The 26,809-nt window shown below is 63.6% G+C and carries 21 protein-coding genes; 5 read left to right on the forward strand and 16 right to left on the reverse strand.

Annotation, left to right across the window (positions count from 1 at the left end):
• Nucleotides 1-21: 21 nt before the first annotated feature.
• The 4 genes from hpnE to OC450_RS09865 form a co-directional block, all read right to left on the reverse strand.
• Complete coding sequence (gene hpnE, locus OC450_RS09850; protein ID WP_211382850.1) at nt 22-1,278, reverse strand: hydroxysqualene dehydroxylase HpnE; 1,257 nt, start codon at nt 1,276-1,278, stop codon at nt 22-24.
• Nucleotides 1,278-2,117, reverse strand: coding sequence for a presqualene diphosphate synthase HpnD (hpnD, locus tag OC450_RS09855; protein WP_256806374.1), 840 nt, complete (start codon nt 2,115-2,117; stop codon nt 1,278-1,280). Before hpnD ends, hpnE begins: the two co-directional genes overlap by 1 nt.
• Nucleotides 2,107-2,991, reverse strand: coding sequence for a squalene synthase HpnC (gene hpnC, locus OC450_RS09860; protein WP_256806375.1), 885 nt, complete (start codon nt 2,989-2,991; stop codon nt 2,107-2,109). The genes hpnD and hpnC overlap by 11 nt, the downstream gene beginning before the upstream one ends.
• Nucleotides 2,992-3,174: 183 nt before the next feature.
• Nucleotides 3,175-3,408, reverse strand: coding sequence for a hypothetical protein (locus tag OC450_RS09865; protein ID WP_211382847.1), 234 nt, complete (start codon nt 3,406-3,408; stop codon nt 3,175-3,177).
• 457 nt (nt 3,409-3,865) lie between these two features.
• Between OC450_RS09865 and OC450_RS09870 the strand changes: the two genes are divergently transcribed.
• Nucleotides 3,866-4,363 (forward strand): hypothetical protein, encoded by a 498-nt coding sequence (locus OC450_RS09870; RefSeq protein ID WP_211382846.1) that lies wholly within the window; start codon nt 3,866-3,868, stop codon nt 4,361-4,363.
• 123 nt (nt 4,364-4,486) lie between these two features.
• On the opposite strand, the gene OC450_RS09875 is transcribed toward OC450_RS09870, so the two are convergent.
• The 4 genes from OC450_RS09875 to OC450_RS09890 all read right to left on the reverse strand — a co-directional run bounded on the left by OC450_RS09875 (nt 4,487) and on the right by OC450_RS09890 (nt 10,978).
• Nucleotides 4,487-6,853 (reverse strand): efflux RND transporter permease subunit, encoded by a 2,367-nt coding sequence (locus OC450_RS09875; protein WP_262047775.1) that lies wholly within the window; start codon nt 6,851-6,853, stop codon nt 4,487-4,489.
• A 205-nt stretch (nt 6,854-7,058) separates the two neighbouring features.
• The gene (eutC, locus tag OC450_RS09880) at nt 7,059-7,844 is read right to left on the reverse strand and encodes an ethanolamine ammonia-lyase subunit EutC (protein WP_262047776.1); all 786 of its coding nucleotides are present in this window, start codon (nt 7,842-7,844) and stop codon (nt 7,059-7,061) included.
• A gap of 6 nt (nt 7,845-7,850) precedes the next feature.
• A complete protein-coding gene (locus OC450_RS09885) occupies nt 7,851-9,437 on the reverse strand; it encodes a B12-binding domain-containing radical SAM protein (RefSeq protein WP_211382843.1) in 1,587 nt (528 codons plus the stop codon).
• A 158-nt stretch (nt 9,438-9,595) separates the two neighbouring features.
• Nucleotides 9,596-10,978 (reverse strand): ethanolamine ammonia-lyase subunit EutB, encoded by a 1,383-nt coding sequence (locus tag OC450_RS09890; RefSeq protein ID WP_262047830.1) that lies wholly within the window; start codon nt 10,976-10,978, stop codon nt 9,596-9,598.
• A 331-nt stretch (nt 10,979-11,309) separates the two neighbouring features.
• On the opposite strand from OC450_RS09890, the gene OC450_RS09895 reads away from it, so the two are divergent.
• Nucleotides 11,310-13,040 (forward strand): methyl-accepting chemotaxis protein, encoded by a 1,731-nt coding sequence (locus tag OC450_RS09895; RefSeq protein ID WP_211382842.1) that lies wholly within the window; start codon nt 11,310-11,312, stop codon nt 13,038-13,040.
• A gap of 207 nt (nt 13,041-13,247) precedes the next feature.
• Here the strand turns inward: OC450_RS09895 and OC450_RS09900 are convergent, their stop codons facing one another.
• From OC450_RS09900 to OC450_RS09925, 6 genes are all read right to left on the reverse strand, one after another.
• Nucleotides 13,248-14,246, reverse strand: a complete 999-nt coding sequence (locus OC450_RS09900) for a transporter (RefSeq protein ID WP_249128942.1) — start codon at nt 14,244-14,246, stop codon at nt 13,248-13,250.
• A 134-nt stretch (nt 14,247-14,380) separates the two neighbouring features.
• On the reverse strand, nt 14,381-16,891 hold the full coding sequence (locus OC450_RS09905; protein WP_211382840.1) for an arylsulfatase: 2,511 nt from the start codon (nt 16,889-16,891) through the stop codon (nt 14,381-14,383).
• A 278-nt stretch (nt 16,892-17,169) separates the two neighbouring features.
• Complete coding sequence (locus OC450_RS09910) at nt 17,170-17,409, reverse strand: hypothetical protein (RefSeq protein ID WP_256806377.1); 240 nt, start codon at nt 17,407-17,409, stop codon at nt 17,170-17,172.
• Between the two features lie 112 nt (nt 17,410-17,521).
• On the reverse strand, nt 17,522-17,881 hold the full coding sequence (locus OC450_RS09915) for a hypothetical protein (protein WP_256806378.1): 360 nt from the start codon (nt 17,879-17,881) through the stop codon (nt 17,522-17,524).
• A gap of 35 nt (nt 17,882-17,916) precedes the next feature.
• On the reverse strand, nt 17,917-18,060 hold the full coding sequence (locus OC450_RS09920; RefSeq protein ID WP_211382838.1) for a hypothetical protein: 144 nt from the start codon (nt 18,058-18,060) through the stop codon (nt 17,917-17,919).
• 85 nt (nt 18,061-18,145) lie between these two features.
• A complete protein-coding gene (locus OC450_RS09925; protein WP_211382837.1) occupies nt 18,146-20,647 on the reverse strand; it encodes an arylsulfatase in 2,502 nt (833 codons plus the stop codon).
• A 176-nt stretch (nt 20,648-20,823) separates the two neighbouring features.
• Here OC450_RS09925 and OC450_RS09930 point away from each other — a divergent pair, with 176 nt between their 5' ends.
• Both OC450_RS09930 and OC450_RS09935 read left to right on the forward strand, forming a co-directional pair.
• Nucleotides 20,824-21,192 (forward strand): hypothetical protein, encoded by a 369-nt coding sequence (locus OC450_RS09930; protein ID WP_211382836.1) that lies wholly within the window; start codon nt 20,824-20,826, stop codon nt 21,190-21,192.
• Nucleotides 21,193-21,248: 56 nt separating this feature from the next.
• Nucleotides 21,249-23,804: a tetratricopeptide repeat protein gene (locus OC450_RS09935; protein WP_249128940.1), complete on the forward strand. Its 2,556-nt coding sequence runs from the start codon at nt 21,249-21,251 to the stop codon at nt 23,802-23,804.
• A 44-nt stretch (nt 23,805-23,848) separates the two neighbouring features.
• Here the strand turns inward: OC450_RS09935 and OC450_RS09940 are convergent, their stop codons facing one another.
• Entirely contained in the window at nt 23,849-24,811 is a 963-nt protein-coding gene (locus OC450_RS09940) for an alpha/beta fold hydrolase (protein WP_262047831.1), read from the reverse strand.
• 359 nt (nt 24,812-25,170) lie between these two features.
• Here OC450_RS09940 and OC450_RS09945 point away from each other — a divergent pair, with 359 nt between their 5' ends.
• Complete coding sequence (locus tag OC450_RS09945; RefSeq protein ID WP_211382835.1) at nt 25,171-25,350, forward strand: hypothetical protein; 180 nt, start codon at nt 25,171-25,173, stop codon at nt 25,348-25,350.
• A 32-nt stretch (nt 25,351-25,382) separates the two neighbouring features.
• Here OC450_RS09945 and OC450_RS09950 read toward each other — a convergent pair whose 3' ends face one another.
• Nucleotides 25,383-26,600, reverse strand: a complete 1,218-nt coding sequence (locus tag OC450_RS09950) for an acyl-CoA dehydrogenase family protein (protein ID WP_262047777.1) — start codon at nt 26,598-26,600, stop codon at nt 25,383-25,385.
• Nucleotides 26,601-26,809: the final 209 nt, after the last annotated feature.

The following is a 26,809-nucleotide window of genomic DNA, read 5'->3' on the forward strand; positions in this document are numbered from 1 at the left end:
TTTGCCCGTCAGGGCCGCTCTTCAGGATCCTTTGGCGGCCAGAACCAGATCGGCGGCGCGATCACCGGACCGGACCGATCCCTCGATGGTTGCCGGCAATCCCGTAGCAGTCCAGTCGCCGGCGAGAAACAGGTTTTTCAGCGCGGTGACCGGCCCCGGACGCAGCGCATTCTGCGCCGGCGTGGCGGCGAAAGTGGCCCGGCGCTCGCGCACGATCTGCCACGGTGGCAGATCGCCGGACACGCCGCCGGCCTTGCAGACGTCGTTCCAGATCGCCTGCGCGAGTTCCTCGCGCGGCATGTCGACCAGACGGTCGCCGTTGCTGATGGTGACGGAGAGCCGGTTCGGAAACGCGAACAGCCATTCCACGACGCCGCCGATCACGCCCAGGATCGGCGCCGAGCCCGGCGGCGGTTCAGTGCGGAAATGCGCATTCACGATGGCGCGGAATTCAGTCGGCGTCTTCAGACCCGGCAGCAGGCTGGAGGCGGCGCGCGGCGGCACCGCCATCACGACGACGTCGCCGTCGGCGAGCTGGATCACGTCCTCGCCGCCGAAATTCAGCGCGCCGGCCTTGCCGTCCGCGGCCGTAAACGAGCGCAGCTCATGGCCGAGCTGAACGGTGTGGCCGCGCTCGGTCAGGAATTTGACGGCCGGCTCGATCAGCACGGCGCTGAGGCCGTCGCGCGCGATCAGTGGACGGCACGCCTGTCCGCCTGCAAGCAGCGTCTCGCGCACGATCGCGCCAGCGAGCCCGGCCGAGCCCTCGGGCGGATCGACGTTGAGCGCAGCCAGCAGCAGCGGCTGCACCAGACGCTGGTAGAGGACGCCTTCGCAGGGAATGGACTTGCCAACCAGCGTCTGCTCCGAGGCCCAGATCAGCGGCGCCAGCTTGAGATAATCGGTGAGCCCGGTGTCGGGAACGCGACGGCTCTCGTCGAGCACCCAGGTCGGCAGCCGGCCATCGCCGAGATCGATCTGCCAGCGCTGCCCGGTCGTGATGTCGACGAAGGGAAACTGCGCGCGATCGGGGCCGACGAGGCCGGCCTCGGTGCCGATCGAGCGCGCATAGGCGCGCGCATGGCTGTTGCCGGACAGCAGCAGATGATTGCCGTTGTCGATGGTGAGATTGGTGGCGCCGTCGAAATAGGAGCGGCAGCGGCCGCCGGCCTGGTGCGTCGCCTCGTGCACGGCGACCTTGAACCCGGCATTGGCGAGCCGCACGGCGGCAGAGAGGCCGGAAATTCCAGCGCCGATGATGTGAGCTGTGTTTTGCATCAGATGAAAGCGTAGCGGAGCAGGATCAGGATGCGTGTGATCTTCGACACACGCACCGGCTCGCGCGGCGCGTTGAACCCGCGCGCGATCAGGAGGTCCAGAATCGAATGATAGTATTTCGACATGATCCGCGGCGCGCGCACGGCGCGGCGCCTGTTGCGGTTCATGATCTCGTCCGACGTCTCGAAATGCGCCTTCGCGCGCTGCGCCAGCGGCAGGCAGACCTTCGGCAGCGCGCGCTCGGCGATCACGCGGTTCGGATCGTCGGAGGTGATGCCGGCATGCAGCAGCGCCTCGCGCGGCAGATAGAGCCGGCCGAGGCCGGCGTCCTCGTCGATGTCGCGCAGGATGTTGGTGAGCTGGAGCGCGCGGCCGAGATGATGGGCGAGCTGGATGCCATCCTCTTCCGGCAGCCCGAACACCCGCACCGACAACCGCCCCACGGCGCTGGCGACGCGATCGCAATACAGATCCAGCGTCGCCATGTCGGGCGCGCGGATGTCCTGCGGCACGTCCATCTCCATGCCGTCGACGATGGCGAGGAAATCCTCGCGCTTCAGCCCGAAGGTCTTGACGGAGGCGACGTAGTCCTTCAGCCGCGGCGGCGGATGGCCCTGGTAGAGCGCGTCGATGTCGTTGCGCCATTGCTGAAGTGCGGCGAGCCGCTCGTCGCGCGGGCCATCGGAATCGGCGATGTCGTCGACCTGACGGCAGAAGCTGTAGATCTGGAACATCGCTTCGCGCTGGTCGCGCGGCAGGATGCGCATCGCGGCGTAGAACGAGCTGCCGGATGCGGTCGAGCCATAACTGGCGCCGGGCGCGGCCGCCTCAAGCGTCATGTGCAGTCCCCGGTCTGGAAATGGCCTTGCGTCCGATCGCGCGGCGGCCGACTTCGCCGATCATGCCGGCGACGCTGAAGGTGAGAAGCTCGAACTTGTTCAGGTGCACGCGCTCGCGCAGGGGATCGCGCACCTTCAACAGGCGCACGATACGGTCGGCGTAGGCCTGGATCACCGAGACGTCGAGGCCGAGCCGGAAATCCCTGATCTCCGCAGCCAGCGACCTGCCCTCGCCCAGCAGCGCCTCGTTGCGGATTGCGAGCCCCTGCAGGCAGGCCAGCATCGCCGGCGGCGACTGCGCGAGCCCGAGCTGCTCGACCGATGCGCCGCTCGCGGCCAGCGCGTCGCGCGGCAGGTAGACGCGATTGAGCTCGCGAAAATCCTTGCCGCAATCCTGGAGGTGATTGTTGATCTGCAGGCCCGCGCAGAGCGCGTCCGATGCGGCCCAGGTCGAGGTGCTCTCGCCATGGACGTCGAGCATGAAGCGGCCGACCGGCATCGCCGAGTAACGGCAATAGTGGATGACCTCGTCCCAATTCTCGTAGCGCAGCTTGGTCACGTCCATGCGGAAGGCGACCAGGACGTCGAGCGCGTGTCGCGGCGCCATGCCGCGCTCGGCCAGCGCGCGCCGCAAGCTGACGGCTTCGGCCTGGGTGTCGCCGGTGCCGAGCAGTTCCGCCTCCAGCAGATCGAGATAAGCGAGCTTCTCGTCGCCCGGCAGCGTGGCGTGATCGGCAATGTCGTCGGCGGTGCGGACGAAATTGTAGTACGCCAGGATCAGGGCGCGATGACGCGGATGGATGATCCAGGACGCAACGGGAAAATTCTCGTCGCGGTCACCCTTGCCGGATCGCAATTCGCTCGCAGAGGTCATCGAGGGCTGGTCTACAATCGTTTGGACAGGAAGGGCTTTTCGCTCGCGCGGGCTCATGCCGCCGCGGCCCCCATATAGGGGAATACGGCCGCAAAACCAATCCTGTCTCTCGATGGCTGCCCTTCGCGGATCGGACCCGAAAAGGCGGCCCGGGGGGCCGCCCTTGTGGGCCAGTGGCCGAGCTTACTGGCTGTGGTTCTTCAGGACCTGGTCGCAGGCCTGGGAGATCTTGGCCCGGTTCTCCTTGAGGCAGGCCAGGATCGTGAAATCGCCCTGATCGATGACCGGACGGCAGAACTTCTGCACGTCGCGCGTGCAGGCCTTCTGCTCGGAATCCGTGCCGCGGCCTTGCTGGGCGAACGCAGCCGTGGAGAGGGATGCCGACAGCAGGGTGAGAGCGACGAGAAGCTTACGCATTGTATTCCTTCATTCTGACGGCAGAATCGCACCGATCCCGGACAACACAGGGCAGACGGGAACGGATTGGTCTGATGGCAAGTCGCCGCGGAACGTGCGGCCTCGGAGAAGGCACAAGCACTGGAAAATGCGGCCAAATTGGCGCCGCACCCACCAAATCAGGTCTTCCCTGGGCCTTCATTGGCAGATGTAAGAGCTTGATACTACGCCATAATTTAGACAGGCCGCGTTTTGCTGCCCACCTGTTGCAGCGCTGCATCGCTGAAGCCCGCTTTTCCCGCCAGAAACATATCGAAACACGGCAAATCGCGAGCCCGGAACATGGCGCGAGGGGCTGTGAACCGCCATCTCTGGCACTCACGCTTTGAACCTGACAGGGGCTCGAAGCACTAAACCTTCGATGTGGCGAGACGTTCTTGATGATCAGCGGACGTCGTTCCAAAACGGGATATTTGAGATGAAATTCTTTGGGCGATCTGAACTGGCAATCAAGGCGGCCGGCATCGGGGCTATGCTGCTGTTCTCAGTTTCGGCAAGTCAGGCTCAGTCGTCCGGACCGTTTGCAGGTTTCGACGGCGCGTGGACCGGCACCGGCACCGTGTCGCTGTCCGACGGCTCCACCGAGCGCATCCGCTGCAAGGCGGACTACAAGGTCGCCGGCAGCGGTCTCAGCCTCAAGCAGGCCCTGCACTGCGCGTCCGACAGCTACAAGTTCGACCTCACCAGCGACGTGACGAGCCAGGGCGAGCGCATTTCCGGCAACTGGAGCGAGGCCAGCCGCAACATCTTCGGCAATTTGCAAGGCACCGCCGGCGGCGGCCAGATCGAAGTGTTCGTCGAGGCCAACGGCTTTGCCGCCAATTTGTCGCTGCGCACCAATGGCACCAAGCAGACCGTGCAGATCTCCTCGAAGGGCGAGATCCGCGGCGTCAACATCACGATGACGAAGAGCTGATTCCCTCCTCGATCGAAAGCAACACAGCCCCCGGTTCTCGCGAGCCGGGGGCTTTTTGCTGATTGGATCTACCGGCAAACGCCTGCGTCGGGTCCATGCTCCACGCGGATCAAGCCGCGCTGCTCAGATCGCCGGCTTGTCGGTACCCTGCAGCCTGGCGTGCAGATTGATCAGCCACATCGCCGTCGGCCGCAGGATGAAGAGGTCGGCGACGAGAGCCATCACCATCGAGAAGGCGCTGAGCCAGCCGAACAGCCGCAGTGACGGCAGGTCGGAGAACACGGTGACGACGAGGCCGCAGGCCAGCACCAGCGTGGTCAGGATCAACGCCGGGCCGACCAGAACGGTCGCGCGCTCCACCGCAAGCGCCGAGCCGACGCCCGGCTTGCTCTCCAGCCTGAGGCGATTGAGGAAGTGGATGGTGGCGCTCAAGCCCAGGCCGAACGAGACGGTCAGCGCGACAACGCTGGCGAATTGCAGTCCCTCGCCCATCGCCCACAGCACCGTTCCCGACATCACCACGGGGAAAATGCCCGGCAGGATGCAGGCGAACATCACGACCCAGGAGCGGAAGGCCAGGCCGATGAAGATCGCGACCAGCGCGAACTCGACGGTCAGCCCGCGATTGAGCTTCTCGATCATGCCGGCCGAATTGCGCGCGGCGATTGCGGCAAGGCCCGTCACGGCGATCTCGTAGCCGGGATGCTTCTTGCGGACGGCGTCAAGCTCGGAATCGAGCTTGTCGACGATCGGCAGCAGCTGACTGGAATCCTTGTCCGGCACGCGGCCTGCGACCACGACCGCATCCTGCTCGGCATCGATGAAGCGCCGCACCAGATGCTCGGGAATGACGCTGACATACTCTTTAAGCGTCGCGACGTCGGCGCCGCCGGCCTTTTCCGCGAGCCAGCGGCGCAGAGTCTCAAGCGACCAGACGTTGCCGACACCGGCCGCCTTCTCCACGGTCGCGTGCACGTCCGCAATCGTCTGCAGCGTCTCCGGCGAATAGAGCGTCTCACCCTTGGGGAACTCGACCAGCACGTTGACCGGATTGGCGCCGGTGAGCTTGGCATCGAGCCGGTCGCTGGCGGCGACCGCCTGGCGCTTGTCCGGCACCTGGTCTGCGAGCCGGTAGCGCGGCTCCAGATTGGCGTAGATGACGCCGAGGCCGGCGACGAACACCACCGCGATCAGGCTGAACAGGCCGGGACGGCCCACCATGCGCACCGCGATCCAATAGCAGAAATTGCGCAGCGCCTGGACGCCGGCATCCGCGCTCTGGAACTTGGTCGCAAAGACCTTCTCGTTGCGCACCAGCAGCACGCCGAACACCGGCACCAGCGACAGCACCGCGACCAGCGCGATGATGGTGGCGGCGAGACCAGCCTCGCCGAACTTTCGGATCAGGTCGGAGTCGGAGAACTGGAGCGCGATGAAGGAAATGCCGGCGGTGCCGTGCGTCAGCACGCAGGCCGGTCCCACCACCAGCACCGCGTTCTTGAATGCGGTGAACTTGTCCTGGCCTGCGATCAGCCGGTCACGCGCGGCGAAGGTGAGCTGCATCGAGTCCGAGAAGCTGATGACCATGATGAGCGGCGTCATCACGTTCAGGAACATGTTGAGATTGAAATTGGCCCAGCCGAGCGCGCCGAGCGCCAGCAGGATCGCGATCATCGGCGGGAACGCCGCCGCCACCATGAACGAGATCTTTCTGAAGAAGATGATGGCGATGACACAGCCGGCGAGAATGCCGAGGATGTTGTAGGTGAGCCCGTCGCGCTCCACCGCGTTGCGGATCTCGAGCTGCATCACCGGCACGCCGGAGAGCTGCACGTTGAGTCCGGTATCGCCGAGGTCTTCCTTCATCAGGGCGCGGATGTCGCCGACGGTCTTGGTCAGCTTGCTGGACGCGACGACCTCCGGATCGAGCGAGAGCACGATCAGCGCGAGCGTGCCGTCCTCCGACAGCAGCTTGCCGCGGATGATCTCGTTGTTTTTGACGGTCTCGATGAACTTGTCGTAGGCGGCGCCTTCGGGCAGATCGGGCGGGAACAGTGCCGCCGGCAGCTTGCCCGGCGCCGGCGCCTGACGCGCCGAGAACAGCGAGACCAGGCCGCGCGTGCCTTCGACGAGCTGCATGTCGGTGACGAAGTCGCGCAGCTTCTCGAGGTTGTTCCTCGCCAGCAGATTCTTGCCCTCGACCACGACGAGAACGTCGAATTCCTCGGCCGGGAACTTCTTGGTCACCGCTTCATACTGGCGAAATTCCGGCGTGTTCGAGCGGAACAGCTGCGACAGCGAATCGTCGATCTTGATCCGGTGGATGCCGAACACGGCGCCGACGATCAGCACGAGCAGGACGATGCAGGACACAATCGGCGCCCGGACGGCGATCAGCCCGATGCGCTCCAGCCCGAAGGCGATGGAAGACGCAGGTCCCTGCTCGACCTTGTCGACATGAACCTCACTCTCGCTGTGCTTTTCGAGCATGCCTTGTCCAGTTCCTAAATCGGCTCGGTCTGTGAGCTTATTGCGCCCCGCGAACGGCTTGAAAACGCCATACCAATGGGAGGCTTGTCCTTTGAAAATGTGTGGAAAATCGCCGCGAGGGGTTTAGCAGGTCAATCACCCTTTTCGCAAGCAGGCGGAAGGTGGCCAAACCGATCAAGATGCGGCGATTTTGCCGGAATGCCCGTCATTCGGGCAGAGCCGTGCCAATTCGACGCGGTGCACGGTCCGCGCTCTCGTCCTTCAGCGCCACGCCGGTTGCCTCTCGCGCCAGACCCTCACGGACCAGCCAGGCGATCTTGAAGGCGGCCTCGTCATGGCTCAAGCCGGCCTTGTGGATGTTCGACACGCAATTGCGCTCGGCATCGGTGCGGCCCGGCTTCGGCGCGAAGGTCAGATAGGCACCGAGACTGTCGGGTGCCGATAGGCCCGGCCGCTCGCCGACCAGCATCACGACCATGCGCGCACCGAGAATGGCGCCGATCTCGTCGCCGAGCGCGACGCGCGCGCCTGAGGCGACGACGACGTGGCCGATCGCGACACCGTCGTCGGCTGCGAGCAACGTCAGCAGGCGCGTCACCAGCGCCGCCGTATGGGCGTGGACCGCGGCCGCCGACAGGCCGTCGCCGATCACGACCGCAAGCTGGCACGGCGCCACGGCACTGCGTGCCAGCAGTTCGGCCGAACCACCATCGAGCTGTCGTCCGAGATCCGGCCGGCGCAGATAGTCCCTGCGGTCGACTGCCTGGCTCCTGACCTCGGTGACGACGAGGCCAAGCTCGCGGAGATCGGCGGCCAGTCGCGGCGCGTCGAAGACGGCATGCACGGCATCGCGGGCGCGGGCCTGGTCCAGCGTGAAATCGAGCAGCGCGCGCGTCGGCACGCTCGCGCCGCTACGCCCGAGCGCGACGCGCGCGGGCGTGAGCGACCGCAGATCGAGGGTCGGGCGGCGCGGGACGGCCGGATCAGACATGTCGCATCATTCGGCGGGAACGGAAGCCTCGCGCAGCCGGATCGAATAGTTCGAGGCGTTCTGCTGGCCGGTCGAAGCCGCGCGCGCAAAGGTGATGAGATGGTGCGCGATCAGGGTACAGCCGATCAGCCCTTCGAGATCGCCGCGCTTGATGCGGCCCAGCGCGAACTTCCAGAACACGCGCTTATAGTCGCCGAGCACGCCGACCTTCCAGAAGATGTTGCGCAGCATGACGAGGCCGCGCCTGATATTGGCCCAGGTCTTCATCTCGTCCGGCACCGGCATCTTGAGGCGGTGGGGATAGGTGTGGTCGCATTGGTACTGGAAGCGGGCAAATACCTTCTCGGGCTCGTAGGCGGCGCCCATGCAATGCTTCCAGGACGCAACGACATCGTCATAGGGCAACAGGAAGTCGACGTTGGAATCGCGGCCGTCGTCCTCGATCAGGCGGCCCTCGCGCTCCAGCCGGTCCCATAGCGGCGTCTTCGGCAGCGCCTGGAGCAGATTGATAGTGAGCAGCGGTATCTGGGATTCGTCGACGAAGGCGAGCAGCGCATCGGATGTCTTCGGCTTGTCGGTGTCGAGCCCCATGATGATGCCGGACACGACCTCCATGCCGTAGGAGTTGATGGTACGCACACCTTCGAGGATCGGGACCATCATGTTGTGGTCCTTGTGCATCGCCTTCAGCGCGTCGGGATCGGGCGTCTCGATGCCGCAGAAGATGGTGATGAAATAGGCCTCGCGCATCTTCTCGAGGATTTCGGGCCGCTTGGCGATGTTGAGCGTCGCCTCGCAGGCGAGCCGGACCACGTAGCCGGTCTTTTTCTGCCATTCGATCAGGTGCGGCAACAGGTCCATCGCCGCCTTGCGGTTGCCGATGAAATTGTCGTCGACGAAATAGACCGTGTCGGTCATGCCGCATTCGCGCAGGCGGTCGAGCTCGGCGATGATCTGCTCCGGCGACTTGATGCGCGGATTACGGCCGTAGAGGCCGGGGATGTCGCAGAACTCACACTGGTAAGGGCAGCCGCTGGAATACTGGATGCTGCCGAGGAAGTATTTCTTCACGTCGGCGAGTTCGTAGGCCGGGATCGGAAACTCCGTCATCGGCACGCGGTCTTTGGTCGTGAGGATGACCTGCTGTTCCGGACGCGATGTGTCGCGCGACAGGATCTCGAACAGCTGATGGGTGGCGTCGCCGAGTTCGCCGACATGGAGATAGTCGAACGACGGATAATAGTCCGGGCAGGCGCTGACCGAGGGACCGCCGAGCGCGACCGGAAGGTCGAGTTCATGGGCACGGCGGCAGATGTCGTTCATCTGCTGGCGCTGGATATGCATGCCGCTGACGAAGACCGCCTCGGCCCATTCGAACTCTTCCCTCGTCGTGCGGCGAAGGTTCTCGTCGACGAATTTGACCTGCCATTCCCTGGGCAGATAGGCCGCGAGCAGCAAAAGCCCCTGCGGAGGCATGAAGGCCCGGACGCCATCGGTCAGCGGATAGGAATGTTCGAATGTACCGAACGAAGACGTGTAACGCGGAAACACGCAGAGGATCCGCCGGGACGTACCGTTGCATTCAGCTCGCATCAAAGCTCCCCCAGCCACGTTCGGTATATGGTGCGGAATAGCCGGACATATAGCGTAACGCTGCCGCCGAAATTTCTCAACATTGTGGCATCATTCTAATTCACGAAGGGGGCCAATGGTTTCCTTGACTTCTACCGAGGCTGAGCGCCTGCAGCCCGTCAGGCAATCAGCCGGGAGGCAAAATCGGGCAGCAGGCCTGCATCGGCGGCAAGACGGAAGTCAGCGCCCACAATGCCCGACTGCGCCAGCCAGTCGTCGAATTCCGGCGCGCGGCGCAGACCGAAGACGTCACGGACATAGAGCGCGTCGTGAAAAGACGTCGACTGGTAGTTCAGCATGACGTCATCGGCGCCGGGGACGCCCATGATGAAGGTGACGCCGGCGGCGGCGAGCAGCGTCAGGAGGTTGTCCATGTCGTCCTGGTCCGCCTCGGCATGGTTGGTATAGCAGATGTCGATCCCGAGCGGCAGGCCGAGCAGCTTGCCGCAAAAGTGGTCCTCCAGCCCGGCACGGATGATTTCCTTGCCGTCGTAGAGATATTCCGGGCCGATGAAGCCGACCACGCTGTTGACCAGCAATGGCGCAAAGGCGCGGGCGACCGCATAGGCGCGGGCCTCGCAGGTCTGCTGGTCGACGCCGTGATGGGCGTTGGCGGACAGCGCCGAGCCCTGCCCGGTCTCGAAATACATCACGTTCTCGCCGACCGTGCCGCGCTTCTGCGACAGGCCGGCCTCCTGCGCCTCCCTCAGCAGCGCGAGGTCGATGCCGAAGCTGCGGTTGGCGGCTTCGGTGCCCGCGACCGACTGGAAGACGAGGTCGACCGGCACGCCCTGCCCGATCAGCGACAGCGTCGTGGTGACATGGGTCAGCACGCACGCCTGTGTCGGGATCTTCAGCCGCGCGATGATCTCGTCGAGCAGGCGCAGCAATTGCCCGATCACAGCCGGATCGTCGCTGGCCGGGTTGATGCCGATGCAGGCGTCGCCGGCGCCGAGCAGGATGCCGTCGAGGATGGAGGCGGTGATGCCCCTCGCGTCGTCGAAGGGGTGGTTGGGCTGGAGCCGCGTGCTCATCCGGCCCTTCAGGCCGATGCTGTTGCGAAAAGCGGTGGCGACCTCGCATTTTCGCGCGGCCAGGATCAGGTCCTGGTTGCGCATCAGCTTCGAGACCGCGGCCGCCATCTCCGGCGTGATGCCGCCTGCCAGCTTGCGCAGGACGTCGGGCGTCGCGGCATCCGACAGCAACCAGTCGCGGAAGGCGCCGACGGTCAGCGAGGCCACCGGTGCGAAGGCTCTTGTGTCGTGGCTGTCGATGACGAGACGGGTGACCTCGTCGGCCTCGTAGGGGATGACGGCCTCCTGCAAGAACTGCCCCAGCGGGACGTCGGCGAGCGCCATCCGCGCCGCGATCATCTGCTCGGCGCTGGCGGCGGCGATCCCGGCCAGCCGGTCGCCGGAGCGCGGCGGCGTCGCCTTAGCGAGCAGGTCGCGCAGATCCGGGAATGCGTAGGTCGTGGCGTCGATGGTGTGGCGGTAGAGCAAGGGTCTCTCCGGGTCTCGTCGGCCAGAGGCCGAGTCCAGGGCGATCTTGAAGGCCATCTTGAAGGCGATCCCGGCATCAGGGAATACGCGCTTGGCGGCCCCGGTGCACGCCGATGTTTGGGGCATCCCGCCCGTCCCTCGCTGGCGAGCCGCTGGAAACCGATAGCACTGCTCCAAATAGCTGAGATAGCACGGCTTTCCTTCGGCCCGCAGCAGGCGCCGCGGACCGGCCCGTTAACGCTGTGTCCATCTTCCTTCTGCATAGTTTTGCATAGATTTTTACAAGACCGCGCTTTCCGGCCGCTCCCGGCCATTCGGACTCCTGAAAACCATGACAACCGACCAATCTGGGAATGCCGCCGGCCTGTCGGGCCGCTTCACGCTTGCGACCAAGCTCTACGCGATCTTCGCGCTGTTCGCGCTGCTGACGGCGGCGATCGCGATGCTGTCCAATTACAACAGCCGTCGCGGCGCCGAACTGACCAGCGCGATCGAGACGGCGAACGCCGCCGCGCTGAACGTCGAGCGGGTCAACTCGCTGGTCTACGCGGTCGTGATGGAATCGCGCGGCGTCTACATGTCGACCGAGCCCGCCGTCGTGAAGAAATTCGGCGACGGCCTGCTCAAGTTCAACGCACAGATCCTCGGCGTCGTGAAGCGCTGGGAGACCATCGTCAAGGCCGACGATGCCGAGCAGTTCGCCACCTTCAAGAAGCGCATCGAGCAGTTCGTCGAGTTCCGCAAGGAGCTGGTACGCCGCGGCGTCGAGATCAACGCGGCCGCGGGCCGCGAATGGGGCGACAACGACGCCAATCGCGCCGTCCGCTCGGCACTGAACAAGGATCTCGAGGCGCTGTCCAAGGTCTATACCGAGCGCGCGAGGCAAATCGCGCATGAGACCGAGACCAATCGCATTCTGTCCTTCGTCCTGACATGCCTCGCCGGCGTGGCGCTCGTCCTCGTCGTGATCGGCATCGTCATCATCGCCCGCTCGATCGCCCGCCCCCTCTCGGCCATCACCGCGACCATCAAGCAGGTCGCCGACGGCGCCGAGAACGTCGTGGTGCCGCACAGCCACCGCGCCGACGAGATCGGCGCGCTGGCCCGCGCCATCCAGATCTTCCAGGACGCGATGGGGCGCAACCGCAACCTCGCCTCGCAGGTCTCGCAGGACTCCGCCGCGCGCGAGGAGCGCGCCCGCCACATCGAACAATCCGTCGAGCAGTTTCGCGATGCGATCGGCGCGGTCATGCGCGGCCTCGCCGACAACGCCTCGACCATGCGCGAGACCGCGCAGACCATCACGCGCGTCACCGCGGACGCAAGCAGCCGCGCCGGCACGGCGGCGAACGCCACCGAGCAGGCCTCCCACAACGTCACGGCGGTGGCGGGCGCGGCCGAGGAGCTGTCGGCGTCGGTGGTTGAGATCGGCCGGCAGGTGCGGCAGAGCGCAAGCGCGGTCGAGCAGACCGGCCAGCGCACCGAGAAATCGATCGCCGAGATCGAGAGCCTTGCCGCGGCCACGCAGCGCATCGACGGCGTGCTCGGCCTGATCCAGGCCATCGCCGAGCAAACCAATCTGCTCGCGCTCAACGCCACGATCGAGGCTGCGCGCGCCGGCGATGCCGGCCGCGGCTTCGCCGTCGTCGCTCATGAAGTGAAGGCGCTCGCCGGCCAGACCGCCAAGGCGACGGCCGAGATCGGCGAGAACGTCGGCCAGATCCAGGCCTCCACCCGCAATGCGGTCGACGCCGTGCGCGAGATCGGCGGCGCGGTCCGCGAGATCAACGACGTCACCTCGGCGATCGCCGGCGCCGTCGGCCAGCAGGACGCCGCCACCCGCGAGATCTCCTCCAACGCGCAATCGGCCGCGCAGGGCAACGAGACGCTCGTGGCGAACATCACCTCGCTGCGCGACGCCATCGGCGAGACCGACACGGCGGCATCCTCGGTGCTGACGGCGGCAAGCAGCCTGACCGCGACGGCGGACACGCTGTCGCGCGAGGTGGAGAAGTTCTTCCAGAACCTGCGGTCGGATTCCCGCGCCGCCAAGGCGGGATAGCAGCGCGTTCACTGCTGCGAAGCTGGCGGCAGGCACGCTGCAGGCAAGAAACGCGAAAACAACCCCATGCACAGTAGCCGGGTGCAGCGATCTCAATGGCTTGGCTGCCGGCGCGGAATCTGCGGATTTTACGAATTAAATTTGACACGTCGGGCAAAACACCGGCATGATGTCATCATGGCGGAGTAGACGTCGCCGGACAGACCTCTACTTCCGCATCAGGTGCTTGGTTGGCGTCACCGTGCTGGCGGGCACCGCCTCCGAGATCGAAAACGTCAGCCAGGTATTCCAACCCGAAGGTCGGTTGGCAGCGTCGAACTCGCCGTATCCCTTCAGGCCAAGAAAGGCCTGATTGCTCCCGATCGGAAAGATATAACCGATCTGCGGACCGACACCGAGGACGCGCGAACGGAAGCCACCGAGTACAGCTGGCTGGCCGAAATCGTCGGTGACCTGCTGATAGGCGTAGCCGACGAATCCGGCAAACACCTGCTTTGACAGGAACTGCGACACGCCCCAGTCGAGATGGAAATCGACGCCGCTCTGGTACTGCGTATCGGGGTTCTTGAAATTGTAGGTGAAGCCGGCAACGCCGGAGAATTCCGTACCGGTCGCTGGGTTCAGATAAGTGTAGCCGCCGCCGAGATCGATGGCGCCATGACCGATGCCGATATTCGCGAGCCGGTTCGGGTTGTAGTCGCCCACCGGAATGTCGCCCGCGGCATAGACCATGGTGTTGTGGACGCCGTTGTTCCACTTCAGCTTCAACGTCGGGTAGAGGTCGCCATAGGAGACCAGCGCGTCTTCGAGAAACCCGTTACGCGTGGTTACGATCGGCCCCGCCGCGGCCGTCAAGGTGCCGGCAAGGCTCGCGGAATTTCTGCCGTAAACGCTGGCAAGCGTCGCCGACAACTGGCCGCCGAGGACCGGCGTCGCAAACGTGTAGGTCGGCGCGATGAACATCAGATCGGCCTGGCCGCCGAGCGCCAGGTTGAGATCGATGTTGACCGTCGGAGAGAAGCGCCCGACCTGGAATTCCCGCGACGCTGCGGCTGCGCCGGACGCGTTCACGCTCGTATGATAGTAGATCGCAGCGATCGACCAGCCTGGCGTGGCGGGCGTTGCGGCGAGGCTGCCGTATAAACCGGGCAGCCAGAACGAGATGCCGCTTTCGTCCGCGCGGGATACCTGAGGCAAGAATGCCATACCCGCGGTTGCTGCCAAAAGGCAGATCCAGTTAGACCTTTCTCGAGCCATCCGCTCCTCCCAAACATCCCGTCACGCAAGGCGTTGCACTCGGACTGTTTCTTCAGCCCTGAAGTCTTGCACCGAGGCCGCAATCAATCGGCCTTTATCTTCGCGTTCATCGCCGCCTCCAGCTTCTTGACGTCGGCGGGCGACAGTTGCGGCCGATCCACCTTGACCGTCAGCTTGTTGAGCTTGGCGGTGAGCGTAAACGGCGGCGTGTAGTCGGCGTCGTTGACGCCGGTCAGGGTGTCGGAGCCGATGTCGAAGCTTTCGTCCCATTGCAGGATCATGGGCAGCGTCTTCGGCATTCGCTTGGTCGCGACCTCCTTGCCGTCCACCTTCAGGGTACCGGTGCCGGGTTGGCCGAGGCCGCTGAAGTTGTTGTACTGAAGCGTACCAACCCCGATTCCCTCATACTTGAAGTCGAATTCGACGGTGTGCCGACCCGGCGATAGCGCGTCCGCGCCTTCCCACTTAATGCGTTCCAGATCGACCATATTCCAAAGGAATACAGGCTTGCCCTTCAGCAGGTAGAAGCCGTAGCCAGCGAACCGTCCACCTGACGTGAGGATCATGCCCTCGGCGCCGCCATCGGGCACCTCGATATCGGCAGTGATCGTGTAGGACGTGTTCAGAAGCAGCGGCGAATCGCCCTGTGGCAGACCCACCATCGGTCGCTTGTAGACGAACTCGCTGCGTCCGGCGGTGATATTGGGCCGCGGCGCAATGACTCGAGCCGCCACAGAGGCATCCATCGGGAACACCTGGTACTTCCTGGCCTCGGCGATGAACTTCTGCTTCATCTCCTTGACCTTCTCCGGGTTCTTCGCCGCAAGATCGTCGGTCTGGCTGAAATCCTGGTTCAGGTTGAAGAGTTCAAGCTTCTGATTGTTCAGGGGATCGGTGTTGGCGGGACCGAATGCTTCCCAGGGCGCGCGGTTGACCTTGGTGCTCAAGAACCAGCCGTCGTCGTACAGCGCCCACTGACCCATCATTTCGAAATACTGCGTCTTGTGCCGCGTCGGCACCTTGGCGTTCTTGGCGTCGAAAGTGTAGGCGAAGCTGATACCCTCGATCGGCTTCTGCTTGATGCCGTCGACGACGTCAGGGGCACTGATGCCCGCGGCTTCCAATATGGTGGGCACGACATCGATGACGTGAACGAACTGCTCGCGCAGGCCGCCCTTGTCCTTGATCCGCGCCGGCCACGACACCACCATGTTCTGGTTGATGCCGCCGAGCGCCGAGGCGTTCTGCTTGAACCAGCGGAACGGTGCATCGAACGCCCAGGACCAGCCGGCGGACATGTGGTTGTAGGTCAGGTCGGTGCCCCAGACATCGTAGAACTTCATCTGCACGTCGATCGGCAACTCGCTGAGACCGTTGAAGAAGGCGACCTCGTTCGGTGTGCCCATCGGGCCACCCTCGGCACTGGTGCCGTTGTCGCCGTTGATATAGATGATCAGCGTGTTATCGAGCCTGCCGAGATCGTCGAAGCCCTTGATGACGCGCCCGATCTCATGGTCGCTATAGGCAGCGTAGGCGGCGAAGATTTCAGCCTGTCGAATGAACAGCTTCTTTTCATCTGCGCTCAGCTGGTCCCATTCCTTCAGGACATCCTTCGGCCATGGCGCCAGCTTGGTGTCCATTGGAATCACGCCGAGCCGCTTCTGGTTGTCGAAGATGCGCTCGCGCACCTTGTTCCAGCCTTCGTCGAACAGCTTCAACTTGCTGATCTTGTCGACCCACTCCTTCGTCGGGTGATGCGGCGCGTGCGTGGCACCGGGCGCATACTTGATGAAGATGGGCTTGTCCGGCTGGATCTGGTGCATTCGCGTCATGTAGTCGATGGCATCGTCGGCCATCGCCGTCACCAGATTCCAGCTTCCCGCCTCCTTGCCCTCGAACGGATAAATCTGGGTCGTGTTGCGGAACAGGTTCGGCTGCCATTGATTGGCGTCGCCACCGATGAAGCCATAGAAGTATTCGAATCCCATGCCGTTTGGCCACTTGTCGAAGGGCCCGGCCTGGCTGGCCGCGAAGGCCGGCACATTGTGGTCCTTGCCGAACCACGACGTCGCGTAGCCGTTGTCGAGCAGGATACGGCCGATCGTGGCCTTGTCCTTCTCGAGAATGCTGTTGTAGCCGGGGTAGCCTGTCGATTGCTCCGAAATGACGCCGAAGCCCGCGGAATGATGATTGCGCCCGGTGATCAAGGCTGCCCGCGTCGGCGAGCACAGCGCGGTGGAGAAGGTCCGGTTATAGCGCAAGCCCTCGCTCGCAAGACGATCCATCGTCGGGGTCGGGATCACGCCGCCGAAAGTGCTGGGGACGCCGAAGCCAGCGTCATCGGTAATGATGAGCAATACGTTGGGCGCACCCTTCGGCGGCACGACCCGCGGGGCCCACCACGGCTTCGACTGCAGTGAATCATCCTTGATGACGCCGCCGAATTTCGGGTCGGGCGGCGGGAGTTGCTTTCCAATGATGGTGGAGCTGGCGCTGGGAGAACCGAGGACGCCATTGACCTGCTGAGCGGGCGCAGAAACCGAAACCAGCAACGCGGCGCCTGAGACGATCAAGGCGGACAAATGCGCTTTCATGGAGACACTCCCTGGCGTTGCTGCGATCGGCAACCTTGAGAAAACGTGCGACTCATTCCGCGCCAAAAAAAGCTGCATCCGCCGCCGTCGCGGGCGGCACGCGATTGACCAACATCACTGGTCACGTCTTCAATTTCCGACTCGAACTTCGCCATTTGGCCCCCCTTCCAAAGTTGAAAACAATGTCAGCGAAGCGACACCACGAGAACTAGAGCGCCAGGATAATCGTCATTGGCTTCTTCTGCTCTGTGTGGCGAATATCGATGAAAAGAATTCAGTTAGCGCCTGCCAACGCGATTGACCGGGCCGCCTCGATTCATCGGCGTTCCGGCGACGCCGACGCCGGGCGTTGCGACGGCGCGTGCCACTGGCCGGGGCCGCAGGACGACGCCGGCCCGGGCGACGCATCCGACGGGATATTCGACATACTGGCAGTAAACTATCGCGGCCGCTTTTTCAGTGCTCATGGCAACGAAGCCAGCGACGAGAAGCGCCGACATTGCGATCGACATTTTCATCTCATTTCCCTCCCTTGTTTGGTTCCGACGCTATGCTCAATCGCGCCCCTCACATTGATATGGATCATGCGTCGCGGTCGGAGCGTCGTGTACCGGCTCCGCTCGCCAATCGTCAGGCTCCTCCGCCCGTGATCCGCTCTGCAGCCAGCAGACCCGTGAAGAGGAAGTGCAGAGCAACAGCGGGCCAGAGCAGCGCACCGACCAACTGTCCCGCCAGGCCGATACAGCCAAGATAGACGGTCGCGAGCAGATTGTAGGTGAGCATGGCTTTCGCGACGGGTCGCGCGGAGGGGGGCGGCCAGGACGTCAACGCAAAGCCCAGCAGTGCAATGCCCGTGAGTCTGCCGAGCGCCTGGCCTGGCTCGGACAATTCGGTTCCGAAAATCAGCCGCCCGAACAGCCCCGGTCCGATCAGCAGGATCAACCCCGTAGCGGCGATTTCAACTGCGACGGCTGTGGTAACCCACTTCATCACATTTTACCTCAGGGCAACCTGCAACGCACTCGTCAGCGCACTCCCTTCCCAACGGTTACATCAATCGTGAGATTGAATTGGCCGAGCGGGCTCGGCAGAAAGGCGCTTGCGCCGAATGCGAGCGCACCAACGCAAGGCCGACACAGCAATGCGCCGGGGTCGTCCTTCGTGGTCATCGAAGTCTCCTATCGATCAAGACGGCCAATTGGTCATTCCAGGTCGTGGACGGTGCCGGCGGAGAGCCGCCGACGGCCCTCCACGTCATTTCGCCTTCCCCACCGATGGGGCGGACCCTACTGGTTGGTCGGCCGCTGCTGCCTTCGCCTCCTGCTCCGGTGTGAAGGGTTCGAGCTTGAAGGTCAGCTTGTCGATCTTTCCGGTGAACTTGAACGGAGGCTCGTAGCGATACTCGACCATTGCGACGCCGGTGCGCGTGTCCAGGCCGACGTCAAAGGTTTCGTCCTCCGGGAAGGTGACAGGGATGGTGTGCTCCATCGAATTCCTGGCCACTTCCTTTCCGTCCACAGAGAGGGCACCCGTCCCGCCTTTTCCCAAACCCGGACCGTCGGATTTGAAATCGAAGACGATGGTGTGCTTGCCGGCTGCCAGCTCCGGGCCTTCCCAGATCGTGCGCTTGAGGTCGAGCAGGTTGTAGAGGAACACCACCTTGCCGCGGTCGATACCAAAGTCGCCCTTGCTCAGAAACAGGCCGTAACCGCCAAAGCGCCCGCCTTCCGTGACGATCATGCCCTCGGCACCGCCGTCGGGAATCGTCACCTCGGCGGTGATGGTGTAGGACTTGCCCAGGATGCTCGGAGCCGCACTTGCGGGCACGCCACTCAGTTCGCCCGAATAGGTGAACAGCGTCCGTCCCGCCGTGAGGCTCGGTCGCGGCGTATTCCAACGGGCGAGCGACGAGTTGTCGAGCGGCAGCACGTTATATTTGGCGGCCTCCGAATAGAAGAGAGCCTGCATCTGCTTGAGCTTGTCCGGCATTTTGGCCGCCAGGTCGCTGGACTGGGTCGGGTCCTGGTCGACGTTGTAGAGCTCCCAGCTGTAGCCGCTGATCACATCCGGCGGCGTGGCCGAGCTGAGCTCCCAGGGGAGCGTCGCCGGCGTCGTCGCCGCCACCCACCCGTCCTGGTAGATCGCCCGATTGCCGAGCATTTCGAAATATTGCGTCGTGTGCCTGGTCGGGGCGTTGGCGTTTGCCTTGTCCCACGTGTACGTCATGCTGCCCCCCTCGATCGGGATCTGCTTGATGCCGTTGATCGTGTCGGGTTGCGGAATGCCGGTTGCATCGAGGATGGTCGGCACGATGTCAATCACGTGATGGAACTGGCGGCGGATACCGCCCAAATCGTTGATGTGGCCGGGCCAGGACATGACCATGCCCTGCGATGTGCCGCCGAAGTGCGATGGCACCTGCTTGACCCACTTGAATGGCGTGTCCAGCGCCCAGGCCCACGGTGCCGCAAAGTGCGGGAATGTCCGTTCCGATCCCCAGAACGGATACCAGAGGAACTGATCCTTGACCGGCACGGGAATGCCATTGAATGTCGTGAACTCGTTCGGTGTGCCGTTGAGCATACCTTCGGCGCTCGCGCCGTTGTCGCCGCCGATATAGATAATCAAGGTGTTGTCGAGCTCGCCGAGGTCTTCGACGGCCTGGATAACCCGTCCGATCTCATGGTCGGCGTAGGCGAGGTAAGCGCCGTAAACATCAGCTTGCTTGATGAAGAGCTTCTTCTCTTCGAGGCTGAGGGTATCCCACTGCGGCAGCTCTTTCGGCCATGGCGTCAGATCGGCGTTCTCGGGCATGATGCCCAATCGCTTCTGGTTGGCGAAGATGGTCTCACGCACTTTGTTCCATCCGTCGTCGAACAGGTGCATGTCGCTGATCTTCTTGATCCACTCGGGCGTTGGATGATGGGGCGCGTGGGTTGCCCCCGGGACGTAGTAAACGAAGAACGGCTTGTCCGGTGCGATCTCCTTGAGCTGCTTCATGTACTGGATCGCGTCGTCCGCCATCGCCGTCTCGAGATTCCACTTGGGGTTACCCTCGAACGGATAGATGGCCGTCGTGTTGCGGAACAGGTTCGGCTGCCACTGGCTGGCGTCACCGCCGACAAAGCCGTAGAAATAATCGAACCCCATGCCGTTGGGCCATTGAGTGAATGGTCCGGCCTGGCTCGACTGGTAAGAAGGTGTGTTGTGGTTCTTGCCGAACCATGAGGTCGCGTACCCGTTCGCCTTCAGGACCGTACCGACCGTGCCTTTCTCGATTGGGATGATCGAGTCGTACCCCGGGAATCCCGTCGCGATTTCGCCGACCACTCCGAAGCCTACCGAATGATGGTTGCGTCCCGTGATGAGTGCCGCCCGCGTCGGTGAGCAGAGTGCAGTCGAGTGAAAATTCGTGAAGCGCAAACCGGCTTTTGCGATGCGATCCATGGCAGGCGTCGGGATAACGCCGCCGAACGTGCCCGGCGCACCGAAACCCTGGTCGTCCGTCATGATCAACAGCACGTTCGGTGCGCCCTTCGGCGGCACCACGCGTGGGGCCCACCAGGGCTTCGACTCCGAGGCTTTCTCCTTGATCACGCCACCGAATTTCGGATCTGGCGGCGGGAGCTGCTTGCCGTCGATCGTGGTGGTGGCGCCGGCCGAACCGGGGGTGCCGGTAACCTGCTGAGCCGATGCCGTGCCAAAATTCAGGGCGATCAGACATGCACCCGCGAGTGCGCTGCAAATTGCTTTCATGGCGAACTCCCGGTGGGATGGTACGCACTGGAAACCGCCAGCCTCTCGGCATCGAGCAGGTCTCGCGTTGATCCATGTCAACGTACTCCGGCGGGAGGCCTCGATCTCCCAACGTCAGACTGCGCTGAAGATCAGCAGTTGAATTCCACGAGAAGCCGTTCACGGGGAGCTTCCCAATGAAGATCGCGCTGCCATCGATGGCAATGCTTGGAAGTCAACTGGTGATCCCCATCGGCGATCGCGTGCCCCAGCTCGATGTCGAAGCGACATGCAAGGCGACGGTGGCAACCGGCAAGGCGATGGGGCTGAAACTTTCCCAGAGCTTCGATGATTGCCTGCGCGACGAGAGCGCCGCTCAGCAGCAACTCGGCACCATCTGGTTCTCGAATTCGGCCGAACTCAAGAACAGATGCGAAGGCGAGGCGACTGCGGGTGGGAGCGACGGTTACGTCGACCTGCTCACCTGCATACAGATGGCCGATTGGGCAAAATCGTCTTCGACCGCGCCCAAGCTGAGAGGCGCGAGCAAGAACCGCAACAAATAGGTCCCCATCACCGCTCCTACTGGCCGGCTGCACTTGACTTGATGGAAGTCGAGCCGATGATGCGCAAATCGCCCGATCGAGGCTCGCTCGATTGTGGTTGGGCGATTTCAGCGCTGAGGGGCGATCCGTTGGCACGCAAGCGACGGAAATCCGGCAGCAAGGCCATGCCACGGAGGGATTCCGCGGACGGCATTCCCCAAGTTATGTCCGCACGGGAGCCCGCCAACCGCAATGTGGAAGCCGCATCGCTGTCGAAGCGTCGGCTCTGGGCGATGGCCTCGATCATGGGGATCGCCGTCTTTGCCTTTGGTCTCGCCTTTCAGCTCCTCAATCGCAGCCCGTCGGCGCCGACGGCGCGGCCCTCGTCCGCGGTAAGCTTCGTCGGCAGCGAGACTTGCGCTGGCTGCCACCAAGCCGAAGCAAAGCTGTGGAATTCCTCGCAGCACAAGGCGGCGATGCAGCACGCCACCGACAAGACCGTGCTCGGGAATTTCGACGACGCGGGCTTCGACTATTATGGCGTAAGGTCCCGCTTCTTCCGCAAGGACGGCAGGTTCTTGGTCGAGACCGATGGCGCCGACGGCAAGCTTGCCGTGTTCGAGGTGAAGTACACATTCGGCGTCGATCCGCTGCAACAATACCTTGTGGAATTTCCCGACGGCCGCGTTCAGGCGTTGTCGCTCGCGTGGGACAGCCGGCCGGCAGAGAGGGGCGGCCAGCGCTGGTTTCATCTCTCACCCAATGAAGAGATCAGGCACGACGATATCCTTCATTGGACGAAACTGAACCAGAACTGGAATTTCATGTGCGCGGAATGCCACTCGACCGGCCTGCGCAAGAACTACGATGCCGAGGCCGATCGCTTCGCGACGCGTTGGGCGGAAATCAGTGTCGGATGCGAGGGCTGTCATGGGCAAGGCTCGCGCCACACCGCCTGGGCGCGCGAGCAGCAGAGCTGGTGGCCCTTTGGCCGCCGCGAAGACGACAGCAAGGGCTTGCTGGTGCGTTTTGACGAACGCCGGGGCGTCACTTGGCCGATCGATCCAAGGAGGGGAAATGCCCAACGCTCCGCGGCACCGGCAACGTTGCGCAAGGAAGTCGAGACCTGCGGCCTCTGCCACGCGCGGCGGGAGGCATTCCATGAAGACTGGATACCCGGACAGTCGTTGTCGCAGACCCATGCGGTCGAAGCGCTGGCGCGTCACACCTATTACGCCGACGGTCAGATCCGCGATGTCGAGGAGCCATATAACTATACGCCGTTCAAGCAGGGCAAGATGTTTGCGGCCGGCGTTACCTGTAGCGACTGCCACGAGCCGCATAGCGCAAGACTGCGCAGCCCGGGCGAGGGCGTTTGCCTGCAATGCCACGCAGGGGACAAGTATGCCGATGTGCAGCATCGCCACCATGCAGGTGTCGATCCGGCGCCGACTTGCATGTCGTGCCATATGCAGCAGCGAACCTACATGGTGGTCGACACCAGGCATGACCACACCTTTCGAGTTCCGAGGCCTGACCTTTCCGCCGCACTGGCAACGCCGAACGCTTGCAACGACTGTCACCGCGACAAACCGTCCCAATGGGCGGCCAAGGCGATCGAGGAATGGTTCGGGCCTGCCCGAAAGGGTTTTCAGACCTTTGGGCCGGCGTTTGATGCCGCCCGCACCGATCGAGCCGATGCCGCCGCGCTTCTTTCCGGTCTTGCGTCGGATCGCCAAGCGCCGGCGGTGGCGCGCGCCAGCGCGCTCGGCGAACTTGCCTCGCGCGTGACTCCCGCCAATATCGCAACAGCCCGCATCGCCCTCGCCGATCCCGATCCGATGGTGCGGATCGGCGCGCTCGACATGCTGGAGAGCGTGCCCGCCGATCAGGCCTGGCCGTTCGCATCCCGGCTGTTATCCGACCCCGTCCGCGGCGTTCGCATCAGGGCTGCTTCGCTGCTGGCCGCCCTGCCAACCGCAAGCCAGCCTCCACAGGACCGCGCGTCTTTTGATCAAGCGGCGGCCGAGTTCATCGCTGCCCAGCATGCCAATGCCGAGCGGCCCGAGGCGCACATCTCGCTCGGGAATTTCCTGGCACAGCGTAGACTGATGCAGGCGGCCGAAACCGAATACCAGGCCGCCATCAGGCTCAGCCCGACAAATGCGGCGGCAGCAACAAACCTGGCCGACCTCTATCGGCAAACCAGCCGGGACGACAAAGGCGAAGCCACCCTTCGTACCGCGATTGCGGCTTCGCCACGCGATGCAGCTCTTCATCATGCACTCGGGCTGGCCCTCACGAGGTTGAGGCGTGCGCAGGACGCGCTCGTTGAATTGCGTCGAGCGACGGAACTCGAGCCGGACCTGCCGCGCTATGCCTATGTCTATGCCATCGCCCTGCATTCCGGCGGCCGGCCAGACGACGCCATGACGGTCTTGAGGGAAGCGTTGCGCGACCATCCGAACAATCGCGAGATCCTTCAGGCCCTCGTCTCATTCAGTCGGATGGCCGGAGACAGAACGGCGGCGATCGGCTACGCAGAGCGGCTTGCGATCCTCGAGCCGGAAGATCGTGACCTTGCAAAGCTGATTCTCGATCTGCGGGACGCTGCCAAGTCTCGGCAGCCTTGACCGCTTCGGATCAGCGTCACCGATGCGGATGAAGCGCTTGCCGGTCATTTCCCGTCGAGGAAAGCGCGCACCTTGCTCACGGTCTGCGCCGGCTGCTCTTCCATGATCCAATGTCCGGAGCCGGTGATGATGCCGCCGCCGACCTTGGTGCCGACCTCGCGCATGATCGCCGCTTGCTGACTGCCAAAGGACTTTTCGGCGCCAAGGGCAAGGATCGGCATATTCAGCTTGGTACCGGCAAAAACCTTGTTGTCGGTGGCGTCCTTCCCGAATGCGGCGAACTGCTCGAAGGCGTAATGCATGTTGCCGGGCCGGGCGTACAGTTTCGCATAATGGTTGCGAGTCGCTTCGTCGATGGCCTTGGGATCGGCCGACAGCTCGTTGTAGAACCGGTCGAGATAGATGCGCTCGCGGCCCTTGACCAGGCGATCGACGTCAGGGCCGCGGAAATTGAAATGCCATAGCATGGGGCTTTTCAGGATTTCGTCCCAGGGCCCGATGCCGGGCAGCGGTGCGTCGATGACGACCCATTTGGTGATGCGATCGGAAAACTGCGCCGCGAGCGCATAGCCCACCATGTTGCCGATGTCGTGAGTCACCAGATCGGCCTTCTGGACATTGAGCTTGTCCATGACCATGGCGATGTCGACGCCCTGGTTTTTCTTGTCGTAACCGCCTGCGGCCTGGGACGACAGCCCCATACCGCGCAGGTCTGGAACGATCACGGTGTGGTCCTTGTAAAGGGCCTTGGCAAGCGGGGCCCACATATCGCCTGTGTCTGCGAAGCCGTGCAGGAGTACGACCGCCGGTCCACGTCCGCCAACGCGGACATGCAGGGTGACGCCGTTGACAGAAATGCGCTCGATTCTGAAATCCGCGGGAAAGGGCTCGACTGCCGCGAGCGCGGATCGGCCGCTACAGATGATCAGGATCGCCAGGATGGAGGCGAAAATTGCCGCGATGGACCGCGCGCCGGAAGTCCGGCTGCTCGGGGCGAAACTGTACATTGTTGACCTGCTCGCTGATGTGCCGAGCGCAACAACGTCGGCAGAGACGCACCAAATAACCCTGTCCACCAAAGCATACCACGCTACCTTTTGACCAGATGCGAGCACCAATTTTTGCACGGCCTTGTCAATGGCCGTCCTGACCCCTCTCGAGATCGGCGGGGTGAATATTCCTGGACAGTATTTCGAAGGTAATCTTCCGCTCGTCCTTGGGAACCTCCCACAGGCCGCGCCGCGATCGGGCTCGGTCGCGTTCTGAACATAAAGCCGGAGCACATTGACCTCATCACCGTCCGTTATTGGCTATTATCGGTGACAGAGAGTGCTGCATGCTCCCGCCTCATCAAGGAGCATTGGTTATGTCAAACTATAAAGCCTACCTTATCTCTCCGGACGGTCACCATATTAAAGCTGTCGACCTTGATTGCGTCGACGATGACGCGGCCAAGAGACGCGCTGAGCAGCTGACGGACTTCAGTCAGGTCGAGCTGTGGGAACACGCCCGCAGAGTTGCGAAGTTTGGCAGCAAATCTGACTGAAGACCCCAACCTGGCCTCTTCCCTTGGCAGCACTACCCCGCCATCACCCCGCCGCGCTTGATCAGCTCCTTGCCGACGGCGGCGAGATGCACCTGATCCGGGCCATCGCCGATGCGGATGAAGCGGGCATAGACGTAGGCGCGGGCAAGGAACGTATCCTGCGAGACGCCGGCGGCGCCGTGGATCTGGATGGCGCGGTCGATGACGCGGGCGGCCATGCCGGGCACCACGATCTTGGCGGCGGCGATCAGGTCGCGCGCGGCCTTGTTGCCTTCGCGGTCCATTCTGTCGGCGGCCTGCAGCGTCAAGAGCCGCGCCTGCGCGATCTCGCAGAAGGAGTTTGCGATGTCCTCGCGCACCGAGCCCTGCTCGGCGAGCGGCTTGCCGAAGGCGACACGGGAGACCGACCGCCGGCACATCAATTCCAGCGCGCGCTGGGCGCAGCCGATCAGCCGCATGCAATGGTGGATGCGGCCGGGGCCGAGCCGGCCTTGCGCGATCTCGAAGCCGCGGCCCTCGCCGAGCAGGATGTTCTCCGCGGGCGCGCGGACGTTGTCGTAGACGATCTCGGGGTGTCCGGCCGGCGCGTCGTCATAGCCGTAGGTGAGCATGTCGCGGACGATGCGCACGCCGGGCGTCGCCTTCGGCACCAGGATCATGGATTGCTGGCGATGGCGGTCGGGATCGTCGGGCGCGGTCTTGCCCATCACGATCAGGATCTCGCAATCCTCGTTCATCGCGCCTGACGTGAACCATTTGCGCCCATTGATGACGTAGTCGGCGCCGTCGCGCCTGATCTCGCACTGGATGTTGGTGGCATCGCTGGAAGCGACCTGCGGCTCCGTCATCGAGAAGCCGGAGCGGATGCGGCCCTCCAGCAATGGCTTCAGCCAGCGCTCCTGCTGCGCCTTGGTGCCGTAATTTGCGAGCACCTCCATGTTGCCGACGTCGGGCGCCGAGCAGTTGAACACCTCGGGCGCCCAGAGGATGCGGCCCATGATCTCCTTCACCGGCGCATATTCGAGGTTGGTCAGCCCGGGACCGTGCTCGCCGGAGAGAAACAGGTTCCAGAGCCCCTGCTCGCGCGCCAGGCGTTTCAGGTCCTGCAGCAATGGCGGCGTCTTGTAACGAGACGCTTCAGGCTTCACCTGCTCGTAATAGAGCTCCTCGACCGGCTCGACATGCGTGCGCATGAACTGGTGGACGCGTTCCTGCAGCTCGAGCGAACGGGCGGAGTGTTGAAAGTCCATTTTTGCTCTCCTGTGCGCCGAGGGTGATCGCGCTTTGCTTTCCGTGGTAGGTGGAGCGCACGCCTCGCGCTTCAAGACGACCGCTCCGCGGTCTCCTCAGGGTGAGGCTAAGCGGCATGCGCGCCTGTTGAGCCTGCCGCTGCGCATTCCGCCCTCATCCTGAGGAGCCCGCGAAAGCGGGCGTCTCGAAGGATGCGCCGTCATCAACC

The sequence above is a fragment of the Bradyrhizobium sp. Bra78 genome (genome assembly GCF_024519855.1).
Taxonomy (GTDB): domain Bacteria; phylum Pseudomonadota; class Alphaproteobacteria; order Rhizobiales; family Xanthobacteraceae; genus Bradyrhizobium; species Bradyrhizobium japonicum_G.

Excerpts from the sequence above, each read along its gene's own strand:
- OC450_RS09875 (WP_262047775.1), bottom strand. The coding sequence starts at position 6,853 with ATGCTCGAAAAGCACAGCGAGAGTGAGGTTCATGTCGACAAGGTCGAG.
- eutC (WP_262047776.1), bottom strand. The coding sequence starts at position 7,844 with ATGTCTGATCCGGCCGTCCCGCGCCGCCCGACCCTCGATCTGCGGTCG.
- OC450_RS09910 (WP_256806377.1), bottom strand. The coding sequence starts at position 17,409 with ATGAAAATGTCGATCGCAATGTCGGCGCTTCTCGTCGCTGGCTTCGTT.
- OC450_RS09865 (WP_211382847.1), bottom strand. The coding sequence starts at position 3,408 with ATGCGTAAGCTTCTCGTCGCTCTCACCCTGCTGTCGGCATCCCTCTCC.
- OC450_RS09945 (WP_211382835.1), top strand. The coding sequence starts at position 25,171 with ATGTCAAACTATAAAGCCTACCTTATCTCTCCGGACGGTCACCATATT.
- hpnC (WP_256806375.1), bottom strand. The coding sequence starts at position 2,991 with ATGACCTCTGCGAGCGAATTGCGATCCGGCAAGGGTGACCGCGACGAG.
- OC450_RS09900 (WP_249128942.1), bottom strand. The coding sequence starts at position 14,246 with ATGGCATTCTTGCCTCAGGTATCCCGCGCGGACGAAAGCGGCATCTCG.
- OC450_RS09885 (WP_211382843.1), bottom strand. The coding sequence starts at position 9,437 with ATGCGAGCTGAATGCAACGGTACGTCCCGGCGGATCCTCTGCGTGTTT.
- OC450_RS09870 (WP_211382846.1), top strand. The coding sequence starts at position 3,866 with ATGAAATTCTTTGGGCGATCTGAACTGGCAATCAAGGCGGCCGGCATC.
- OC450_RS09915 (WP_256806378.1), bottom strand. The coding sequence starts at position 17,881 with ATGAAGTGGGTTACCACAGCCGTCGCAGTTGAAATCGCCGCTACGGGG.
- OC450_RS09925 (WP_211382837.1), bottom strand. The coding sequence starts at position 20,647 with ATGAAAGCAATTTGCAGCGCACTCGCGGGTGCATGTCTGATCGCCCTG.
- hpnE (WP_211382850.1), bottom strand. The coding sequence starts at position 1,278 with ATGCAAAACACAGCTCACATCATCGGCGCTGGAATTTCCGGCCTCTCT.
- hpnD (WP_256806374.1), bottom strand. The coding sequence starts at position 2,117 with ATGACGCTTGAGGCGGCCGCGCCCGGCGCCAGTTATGGCTCGACCGCA.
- OC450_RS09905 (WP_211382840.1), bottom strand. The coding sequence starts at position 16,891 with ATGAAAGCGCATTTGTCCGCCTTGATCGTCTCAGGCGCCGCGTTGCTG.
- OC450_RS09895 (WP_211382842.1), top strand. The coding sequence starts at position 11,310 with ATGACAACCGACCAATCTGGGAATGCCGCCGGCCTGTCGGGCCGCTTC.
- OC450_RS09920 (WP_211382838.1), bottom strand. The coding sequence starts at position 18,060 with ATGACCACGAAGGACGACCCCGGCGCATTGCTGTGTCGGCCTTGCGTT.
- OC450_RS09935 (WP_249128940.1), top strand. The coding sequence starts at position 21,249 with ATGATGCGCAAATCGCCCGATCGAGGCTCGCTCGATTGTGGTTGGGCG.
- OC450_RS09930 (WP_211382836.1), top strand. The coding sequence starts at position 20,824 with ATGAAGATCGCGCTGCCATCGATGGCAATGCTTGGAAGTCAACTGGTG.
- OC450_RS09950 (WP_262047777.1), bottom strand. The coding sequence starts at position 26,600 with ATGGACTTTCAACACTCCGCCCGTTCGCTCGAGCTGCAGGAACGCGTC.
- OC450_RS09940 (WP_262047831.1), bottom strand. The coding sequence starts at position 24,811 with ATGTACAGTTTCGCCCCGAGCAGCCGGACTTCCGGCGCGCGGTCCATC.